This is a genomic window from Eggerthella sp. AM16-19, from assembly GCF_003474385.1.
Lineage (GTDB): Bacteria > Actinomycetota > Coriobacteriia > Coriobacteriales > Eggerthellaceae > Senegalimassilia.
In genome coordinates this window covers 1-9,718 of sequence record NZ_QUCY01000043.1, presented here as the reverse complement: position 1 = coordinate 9,718, position 9,718 = coordinate 1, and the positions used below count along the sequence as shown (strand labels likewise).

Below are 9,718 nucleotides of genomic sequence, written 5' to 3'. Positions count from 1 at the left end.
GGCCCGCGGCGCCGGTGCCGCCGCCCGGCCTCTCGCCCCGGCAGAACTCGACGAACCCGGTGTAGGGCGCCTCGCCGAGCTTCGCGTCGGTGTCGAACGTGCCGCTGCCGTCCTTCTTCGTCAGGCCGGTCAGGTGGACCGTCTTTCCCGACAGGATCGACTTGGCCTGGGACTTGGTGAGCTTCTTGCCGTTCTGGACGATGTTGAGCTTCACGCCGCAGCCCTGGAGCAGCCGCCAGCCCTCCTCCTTGCCGGCCCACTTCGAAGACGAGCACTGCCACTGCTTTCCGCTGCGCGACAGCACGATCGGCGCTCCGCAGGCCGGGCACCGGCACAGCTCCTCGCGGCCGGACACGGCCGCGGCCTGCGCGGGGTCGAAGCCGCCCTCGAGGTCGGACACGACCGCGGCGGTGTAGCCCTCGATGCCGGAGAGGAAGTCGGACAGCGACCCCTCTCCCCGCTCGACGTGCGACAGGGAGAGCTCCCACTTCGCGGTGAGCTCGGGGGTCTTGAGCGAGTCGCACACGATGTCGATCAGCGTCTCGCCGCGCTCGGTGGCCGAGAGCGTCTTGCCTCGGCGGCGGACGTACTTAGCCTTGATCAGCTTCTCGATCATGCTGGCGCGGGTGGCCGGCGTCCCCAGGCCGCCGGAGTGCATCGAGTCGTCCTCGATGGCCGCCTTCAGCTCGCGGTCCTCGATGGACCGCCCGGCGTGCTCCATGGCCGACAGAAGCGTAGCGTCGGTGTAGGGCTTCGGCGGGGTCGTCTTGCCGTCCTTCACGCGCACGTCGCCCTCGCCCACGGTGAACGAGTCGCCCTGCTCGATGTCGGCGGGGATGGCCTGCGCTTCGTCCTCGTCGTCGGGGGCCTTGCCGCCGTCGGCCAGCGCGGTGCGGCACGCCTCGTCCACGGCGATCCAGGACGCGTCCGTGACGGTGCTGCCCGAGGCCGTGTAGGCGTCGCCGCAGATCTCGGCCTCGACCTTGGCCTTGAGCTTCGTTGCGGGGTCCATGGTGGCGGCCATGAGGCGGCAGCAGATGAGGATGGCCACGGCGCGCTCGGCGCCCGCGAGCGCCGCCATCTCCTTGGCGCCGAGCAGCGCCGTGGGCAGGATCGCGCCATGGCCGTGGACCTTCGAGTCGTCAGCCACGCGGGAGACGTCCGAGCGGGCCGCGTCGAACCCGGCCGCCGCGGCCTCGCCGACGATCTCCGGTACCGCGATGGCCGTCAGCACGCGGGCCGTCTCGGGGATGTCGGACTCGCCGATATAGCGGCTCTCGGTCCTGGGGTAGGTCGCCAGCTTCTTCTCGTACAGCGATTGCAGCGCGTTCAGCGTGTCCTCCGCGGTGAGGCCCGCGCGCGTCGATGCGTCGCGTTGCAGCCCGGTGAGGTCGTAGAGCTTGGGCGCGCGACACCTCTCCTGCCTGCGCTCGACCTTGGAGATCGCGCACTGCGACCCGACGGCCGCCCGGGCGCGTCGCTCGGCCTCCTGGCGGGTGTTCAGCTTCTCGCCGACAAGGCGCACGCGTTCCGTCCTCCCGACCGAGCACTCGACCTGGAAGAAGGGGACCGACTTGAAGTCGCGGATCGCGCGGGTCCGCTCGACGACGAGCGCGAGCGTGGGGGTCTGGACGCGGCCGGCGGACAGGCGCGAGCCGTCGTAGAGGCACGACAGGGCGCGCGACGCGTTGAGGCCCACGAGCCAGTCCGCCTTGGCCCTGCCCTCGGCGGCGTCGGCGAGGCCGTCGTAGTCGGAGAGGGGCTTGGCGCAGGCGAGATCCGCCCGCACCTGCTCGGGCACGAGCGAGGTGGACCAGAAGCGGCGGACGGGCTTCTTGCAGCCGGAATGGATCCAGACGCGCCGGAAGATGCCCTCGCCCTCGCGGTCGGCGTCGCAGGCGTTCACGACGAGCTCCACGTCGGCGCGGTCGAGCAGCCCTTTCAGGACCTTGTACTGCTCGGGCGCGGTGACGCTCCACCTCCACCGCTCCGGGATCATGGGCAGCTGCGACATCGACCAGTGGCCGGACCACTGCGGGTAGTTCTGGGGGAAGTCGAGGTCGATGATGTGGCCGCGGCACCAGCTGATGAGGTAGCCGCCGCCCTCGATATAGCCGTCGCGGCGCTCGCGGGCGCCGACGGCGTCGGCGATGCCGCGCGCGACGGACGGCTTCTCGGCGATGATGAGTGTAGGCATGCCGCCCCCCCCTACTCGGAGAAGGAGACCGAGCCGGCGGCCATGTCGGCCACGCCTCGGTAGGCCTTCTGGCTCGAGGGCATCCAGACGGTGAACGTGATCGTCCCGTCGTCGTTGTGCGTCACGTGGTCGCGGGAGAACAGCGCGGAATCGGCATCGGCGCCGCCCTCCTTCTCCGCGGCGAACGCGCGCCATGCGTCCATGAGCGCGCCGGCGCAGGAGTCGCCGATATACTTGGCGGCCTGCTCGGTGTCGGTGATGGCGAAGCTCTTCTTGGGCTCGGCGGCGCTCTGCTCGGTGGCGTCGGCGTCGGCCGCCGCGTCGGCGCGCGAGTCGATCTGGTCCTGCGCGAGGTCGTCGTTCACGCCGTTCACGCGCTCGAGCAGGGGGAAGACGGTCCAGGTGCCGTCGGCGTAATGCGCAGAGTAGCAGTCGCCGGTGCCCTTCACGCGCATGAACACGACGGTGCCGTTATCGGTGGCCTGGGGCTTCTTCTTGATCGAGACCGTGATCTCATCGAGCCCGTAGCCGTTGGCGCGCATGGTCGAGGCCACGGCGTCGCAGAAGCTCTCGCGCTTGGTCGCGGTCATGCCCGAGAGCTTGTCGAAGCCCTCGAACCGAACGCCGGAGGTCTCGGACGGGTCCGGCGACGCCTCGACTTTCTTCTCGTCGCCCGCCTCCTTCCCGTCCTGCTCGTCGCCCCCGGCGGCGCTGCCGCCATCGACCGCCTCGGCGACGTCCTGCTCGCGGCCCTTGTCGCCCGCGCCGCCCGCGCGGGAGCACGAGGCCGCATCGAGGCCGAGGCCCAGCGCGATCACGCACGCCAGCGCGATCAGGCCGTAGGCCAGCTTCCTCTTGGGGTCGTTCTCGTTGGCCGGGTTGAACCTGTCGGTCATGTTCATGTTCGTTTTCCCTTTCAATTCATTCGATGGGCTAGAGGATGCTGCCGCTGTTGACGGACGAGCAGACGCGCTTGCCGCCCCATTCGGCCTTCCAGCTCGAGCTGCCGGGGTTGCCGCTCCTGTAGAAGCGCGACCTCTCAACCTCGAACTCGATGACGTTCTGGCCGTTCGAGTGCCCCCACTTGTTGCATCCCTGGTCGTTGGGGTTCTTCGCGTCGGCGATGACGCACTTGATCACGGTGCCGTCCGACAGCGTGAAGTCGACCTTGTCGCCGACGCGCCCGTACGTCGTCGTGCAGGCGATCAGGTAGCGGCCGTTGTAGGTCGCGATATCGTCGTCGTACTTCGCCCCGGCGAGCGACCACTTGGAGTGGACCGCCGCCTGCGACGTCCCTGCCGCCCACGCGGTGTCACGGCCGTCGATGTAGCAGCCGCGCGGGGTGTAGAAGGTGACGGAGTACCCGCCGTTGCCGTACTGCTCGGGGATGGTGACGCCCGCCCCTCCGGTCGGACGCAGGATCGTGTCCCAGGCGTCGTTCCAGTAAGACCCCAGCGACACCTCGTCTCCCGACGAGTCGCCGTCGGCGCCGTCGAGATCTTCGTGCGCGCCGTAGTCCTTGCCGTCGCCGGCATAGATCTCCGTGTGCTGCTCGGTGTTGATGAGGATGTCGCCGCGTTGCAGGGAGTCCATCTTCCCGTCCCACTCGACCTTCTCGAAGCCCGCCTTGAGCAGAGGTTCTGCCATGGTGGAGGTGGTGAACGGGTACGTACCCAGCTGCTCGGTCGTGCAGTAGCCCGAATCGACGAGGCAGTAGTAGACGAACGACGAGCAGTCCATGTTGGGGTTGTGGCAGCGCGTGGACTGCGAGTACCCGATGGAGTCGTCGTCGACGTAGCGCTGCGCCTGGTCCAGGTAGCCCTCGGCGCTGCCGCCGGAAGACGACGATGCGGCGCCGCCGATGACCGCGCTGAGCAGCGACATCCCGACCAGGCAGACGATGGCGGTGCCGCCCGCCGCCGCACCCGCCGCAGCCAGGCCGCGCCAACCGAAGACGGTGTTCGTGACATTCGCCTTGGTGCGGCGCAGCTGCATGATCTTGCCGCGGATGCCGGAGGTGTTCGTACCGGCGAGCCGCCCTGCCTTGGCGCCAAGCCGCCCCGCCTTGTTCTCGAGCCGCTTCTGCCTGAGGTTGATCCAGCGCCCGAGCAGGGACTTGTCCGACATGCCGGCGCGTCGCATGGTGTCGGCGCGCTTCCTTCTGTGCTCCAGCTGGTTGAGCACCTTGTCCTGCTTGGCGAGGGCCTTCTTCGACTTCGCGTCCCATTTCGCCATGCGCCTGCGGGCCCGTCCCGCCGGCAGCCTGTCGACGACGGCCTTTCCCTCGCGGTAGAGGTTTCGCGGGTCCGCCTGGGTCATCGCCGCGTTGGCGACGGTGTCGGCGGCGCGCGCCCCCTCGTCGGCGATCTGGGCGTTGCCGTCGGAAAGGCCGATGGCCGCGCTCACCTCCAGCGCCGCGCGGGGGCTGTGCAGGGCGCCCTTCGCGACCCCTGTGGCCGCGCCCTTGGCCGCCCCCTCGGCGGCACCTTTGGCCGCTCCGAGCGCGTTTCCGACGGACTCGCTGACGCGGTCCTTGAACACGGACCTGGCGGCCTCCCCGCGCGTGAGCTCGGGTAGGGCCGATTCCCTGTAGGGCGCGACGGCCTTCTGCTTGTACGCGGGGCCGTCGTGCTGCACGGCGTACTCGAGCGAGGAGTGCCTGGCCTTCTCCATCTCGAGCGGGCTCGCCTTGTCGGTTACGGTGGGCTTCTCGTCTGCCATGGCTCACGCTACCCGCGGCGGGCGGCATCGACGCGTCCGCCCTCGTTGGAGTACTGGATCAGGTCGTCGAGCTTGGTGGTGACCATGCGGTAGATGGCCGAGTCGGTCGGGATGCGGTTCTCGAACGGGATGATCTTGCCGCCCGCGACCAGCAGGCCCTCGCCGGGGCCGGCGTTGCGCATCATCGCGACCTGGCGCTCGGAGAGCTTGATGACCTCGCCCAGCGCCGCGGCGTCCGAGGCGGACTGGCCGAGAAGCACCAGGAAGTCGGAGTTCGCCAGCATCAGGCGGCTCTTCTCGTTGTTGATGATGCGCTCGATGTTCTGCGTGATGCCGGTCGGGATCGCGCCGTACTTGCGCGAGCGGGTCCAGAGCTGGTCGAAGTACGAGATCGCGTAGTCGTTCTCGAAGAGCAGCTGCATCTCGTCGATGAACACCCACGTGCGGACGTGGCGCTCGCGGTTGCGCACGATGCGGTTCCACGTCTGGTCGAGCAGGATCAGCAGCGCCAGGCCCTTCATGTTGTCGGCGCAGTCGCGGATGTCGTAGACGACGAAGCGCTTGTGCGTGTTCACGTTGGTCGGGTGGTTGAACAGCGAGGCCTGGCCGGTGACGTAGCGCTCGATGGTGACGGCGAGCATGCGGCCCTCGGGCTCGGGCTGCTGGTTGAGCATGTTGTAGAAGTCGATCAGCGTGGGGATGTCGCGCTGGTCATGGGTGGCGAAGTAACGGTCGTAGATGCGCGAGACGCAGCGGTCCACGAGCGTCTTCTGCATCGGCGAGAGGTTCTTGGCCATCATCTCGACCATCGACATGATGGCGTCGACCTTCATCGCGAGCGGCTGTTCGCCCTCCACGAGCTCGAGGTCGAACGGGTTGATGTAGGTGTGCGAGTCGCCGGAGATCTGGACGACCTCGCCGTCCATCTCGCGCGCGACGTTGATGTACTCGCGCTCGGGGTCGAGGACGATGACCTCGGCGGTGGGGTCGGTGAGCAGCGTCCACAGGATCGTGTTCTTGGCCGTCACCGACTTACCGCGGCCGGGCTTGCCCAGGATGAAGCCGTTGGGGGCGACGGCGTCGCGGCGGTTGTAGAAGATGAAGTTCTTGGACGTCTGGTTCTGCCCCATCCACATGCCGCCGCGCTCCATGAGCTCGACCGACGTGAACGGCACGAGCGCCGCGAGCGGGGCGGTCGTGAGGTTTCGCACGTAGGGGATGTCGCAGCGGCCCGTGGGCAGCATCGCGGCAAAGCCCTGTCGCTGGAGTTTCACGAGCGGCACGGCGCGGCAGGTGAAGCGGCGGAACACGTCCTGGATGGCCCCGGAGTTCTCGTCGCAGTCCTCGAGCGAGTCCGCCCAGGTCATCGTGGTGCAGGTGAGCGACCACATCTTCTGGTCGCGGCTCACGAGGTCGTCGCGCAGGTCGCGGGCGTTCTCCATGGCGTCCTGGAGGTTGGTGGGCAGCATCTCGTCGGTGATGTACATGGTCTGGGAGTGCTTGAGCACGTAGTCGGACTTCTGCACCTTCAGGTCGGTGTTCATCGACTCTATGGTCTCGATGGCGCGCGACTGCTCCCAGCTCGTCATGTCGAGCGTGATCACCTGGTTGATGGGCAGCTCCGCCAGGCTCGAGACCATGTCGGAGCGGACCGACCCCGCCCACTTCTGGAGGTAGAGCGCCTGGCCGACGAATCCGTTCCACGAGATATGGGTGTCGTCGATCTTGGTGAGGTCGGCGGGCGCGACGAGGTCCTTGGTCGTGTAGCCGAGCTGGATGGCGCTCGTGCCGTGCTCGTCGGTGACCTTCAGGTCGTCGAAAGAGACGAAGCCGCGCGGGTCGTGCGGGTTGGTGATCGAGTCGATGATGCGCAGCAGCTCGTTTCCGCGGACCTCCTCCGAGGAGATCCCCATGTTCTTGAGCGAGCGCATGACCTGCTCGGTCGCGCGGGCGAGCTGCGGGGACGCCTGCTCGCGGGTCGGCGCCTCGACGGTCACGATGAACAGTCGGCGCCTCTCGACGTTCTGCTGGGTCTCGGCGACCTTGCTCTCGATGATCTGGTTGATGTCGCGGCGGAAGCGGTTGCCGGCGTAGTCGCCCTCGACGGGCGGCAGGAAGGCGTCCTCGCGGAAGGCGTCGCGGTCGATGACGCGGCACAGGATCTTGACCTGGAGGTGCACGGTGTTGTCGAACGTGTTGAGCAGTTCCGACCAGTTCTCGTAGATCTCGCGCTGCTCGGACTCGCGCGCCGCCTGGAAGCTGGCGTCCTGGAACTCCACGACGCGGCTGTAGACGCCCTGCTGGAGCTTGATGGTGCCGTCCTCGCACAGAAGCTCGTAGCCGAGCGCGTCCTGCGTGCACTTGTCGGCGCGCAGCACGAGCGTGCCGGGGTAGTCCTCAGTCGGCAGCAGGCGCTTCATGCCCTTCTTCTTTCCGGCCTTCTCCGCGGCGCGCTCGCGGCGCTTGCGGGCCTTCGCGGCCTTCGCGTTGAGCTTCTGCTGGCGGCGTGCGTCGCGGCCCTCGGCGCGGACGTCGTCGCGGCTCTCCTCGCGCCGTCCATGGCGCCCGTGCCCGTCCGTATCCTCTGCGCGGGGCGCGGCGGGGCAGTCATCGTATGGGTCGCGCTCCGGCTGGGGTGCGGGCTCGCGGTACGCCGGCATGCTCGGGGATGCCGGGGACTGGCGGTAATAGTCCTCGTACGGGTCGCGGGCTGCGGCGACCGGGGCATGTTCCCCGTAGGTGCCGCGTCCGTCGGATACGGCGTAGTCCCCATACGGGTCGCGGGCGGCAGGTTCCTGCCCGCCGCGGCTCGGGGTGGAGCGGTGGTAGTCATCGTAGGGGTCGCGGGCCGGCTGGGGTGCGGGCTCGCGGTATGCCGGCGCGCTAGAAGGCGCCGGGGCCTGGCGGTAGTAGTCATCGTAGGGGTCGCGCTGGGCGGCGGCAGGCGTCGCGGCGCCCTCCCCGCGTCCGTATGCGGCCTGCGCGCCGTAGTCGTGCGCGGCGGGCTGCGGGGCCTCTGGCGCAGTCGCGGGCACAGGGACGTCCTCGGCGCGGTAAGCCGGTGCGGGCGCGGCGGCCGGGTGCTGGATGGCGGGCATGGTCGCGGTGGCGTCGGCGGACGGCGAGGCGGCCGCCAGGGGCGTGCCGCAGTATGGGCACACCGCGGTGCCGTCCACGAGCTCGCAGTTGCAGTTGGGGCAGATCATGTTAATTTCTCCGTTATCTCTATGCCTCGGCCTCGGCGTCGGACTCCATCGCCGCCGCCTTCTCCGCTCTGGTCTCCTTCTTGGGCTTCTTGCCGCCTTTCGCCTTGGCGGCGGCGCGGTCGCCGTGGGGCGAGAGCGTCGGGGCGGCGAACAGGGCGACCGTCGGCCAGTCGCGGTCGGCCTTCCAGATGGCGAACCACTGCTCGAACTTGAGGTCGTGGATGCGCCCGAGGCCGACGAGCCCGATTGCGGCGCAGACGGTCATGATCAGCATCAGCCACATCGTGTTGATCTCGGTGAAAGACGAGATCCCGAGGCCCATGCCGGCGGCGGTGATCGCGATGGCCGCGCCGGTTGCGACCTGGCGGTACGTGAAGCCGAACAGCGGCCTTGCCTCGTAGTCCTGGATGTCCTTGCGCAGGATGATCTCTACCATCAGCCCATCGCCCCCATGATCGTGTCCGCTATATGCTTGGATTGCCCGCACAGCGCCGAGAAGCCGAAGCATCCGGCCATGGACGCGAGCAGCGAGATGATGGTCCAGACCGCGTCGTCGATGCCGGGGTTCGGCTTGGTCGCCAAAAGCGACCCGGCCGCCGAGAAGCAGATCCCGGCGAAGGCGATGATCGTGATGAGGATCGCCGCCTGGAGGCACACGCCGGCGAACTTCTTGAAGTACCCGATGCCCGACGGCCTTGTCTCGCGCGTCGTGAGCATCACGAGCGGGAAGCCGGCGAAGGCCGTCATCAGGTAGATCTCGAACATGCGGGTGATGGTGAGCGTGAGGACCTTGATCAGGCACAGGCCGGTCGAGACGAGGATGACCAGCGACACGAGCGCGTAGCCGACCGACCATGCGAACTGGCTGTACCTGATCTCCATCATGGAGAGCATGAAGGAGTTGAAGCCGACGCCGCTGATCTGTCCGGCCGCCAGAGTGTCGGAGACCTTGTTGGCGATCCACAGGAAGACCTCGTACACGCCTCCGCACAGCTGCACGGTATGGCTGATGAGGACCATGACCAGCGAGAACTTGACGATGATCCAGACGTAGTTGCCGGCCATCGAGAAGTGGTCGCCGCGGTTGGTCGAGACCTCCTTGGAGAACTCGAGCAGGGCCCACACGCACGCGAGGCCCAGAAAGCCCACGCATATCGGCTGGATCACCTTGACCGAGACGTCCGCGGCCGCCGAGTACATCTTGGCGAAATCGGAACCCTCGCCGGTGAAGTCGAGCTTGAGCAGTCCCGACGACGAGATGCACTGAAGCATCGCCTCGCCGCAGTCGACGCAGAAGCTCGCGATGCCCTCGGCGGAGCTGTAGACGAAATAGGAGACCCAGGGACCTGCGTTTAAGGCATCGAAGCCCGGGTACTCCCCGCAGGCGCCCATCATGAGGTCGTCGTCGGTCCACATGGTGTTCGTGGTGATGCTGGGGTCTTCCTTGCGGTCCTTGATCGCCTGGTGGTAGTCGTCCTTGTATTTCGCCTCGAAGTTCTCCTTCGAGGTCTCCACGGCCAGCGCCGGAGTGGGCGAGGCCAGCGCGGCCAGGGCCGGCGCGACGAGCGCGAGCGCCAGCACGGCCGCGAGCGCG

6 protein-coding genes are annotated in these 9,718 nt (G+C 68.1%); all 6 read right to left on the bottom strand.

The annotated features are described in order from the left end of the window. On the bottom strand, positions 1-2,197 hold a 2,197-nt coding region (locus DW178_RS10915; protein ID WP_147363866.1), incomplete at its 3' end, for a DNA topoisomerase. Between the two features lie 11 nt (positions 2,198-2,208). Beyond that, positions 2,209-3,099: a hypothetical protein gene (locus DW178_RS10910; protein ID WP_118351470.1), complete on the bottom strand. Its 891-nt coding sequence runs from the start codon at positions 3,097-3,099 to the stop codon at positions 2,209-2,211. Between the two features lie 31 nt (positions 3,100-3,130). Continuing rightward, a complete protein-coding gene (locus DW178_RS10905; protein ID WP_118351467.1) occupies positions 3,131-4,918 on the bottom strand; it encodes an endolysin-like domain-containing protein in 1,788 nt (595 codons plus the stop codon). 8 nt (positions 4,919-4,926) lie between these two features. Beyond that, the gene (locus DW178_RS10900; RefSeq protein ID WP_118351464.1) at positions 4,927-8,124 is read right to left on the bottom strand and encodes a VirB4-like conjugal transfer ATPase, CD1110 family; all 3,198 of its coding nucleotides are present in this window, start codon (positions 8,122-8,124) and stop codon (positions 4,927-4,929) included. A 19-nt stretch (positions 8,125-8,143) separates the two neighbouring features. Next, positions 8,144-8,560, bottom strand: a complete 417-nt coding sequence (locus DW178_RS10895; protein ID WP_118351462.1) for a PrgI family protein — start codon at positions 8,558-8,560, stop codon at positions 8,144-8,146. Continuing rightward, positions 8,560-9,718, bottom strand: a 1,159-nt coding sequence (locus DW178_RS11355; protein WP_158574196.1) for a VirB6/TrbL-like conjugal transfer protein, CD1112 family, incomplete at its 5' end; no start/stop codon positions are given. The genes DW178_RS11355 and DW178_RS10895, both read right to left, overlap by 1 nt.

Excerpts from the sequence above, each read along its gene's own strand:
- DW178_RS10910 (WP_118351470.1), bottom strand. The coding sequence starts at position 3,099 with ATGAACATGACCGACAGGTTCAACCCGGCCAACGAGAACGACCCCAAG.
- DW178_RS10900 (WP_118351464.1), bottom strand. The coding sequence starts at position 8,124 with ATGATCTGCCCCAACTGCAACTGCGAGCTCGTGGACGGCACCGCGGTG.
- DW178_RS10895 (WP_118351462.1), bottom strand. The coding sequence starts at position 8,560 with ATGGTAGAGATCATCCTGCGCAAGGACATCCAGGACTACGAGGCAAGG.
- DW178_RS10905 (WP_118351467.1), bottom strand. The coding sequence starts at position 4,918 with ATGGCAGACGAGAAGCCCACCGTAACCGACAAGGCGAGCCCGCTCGAG.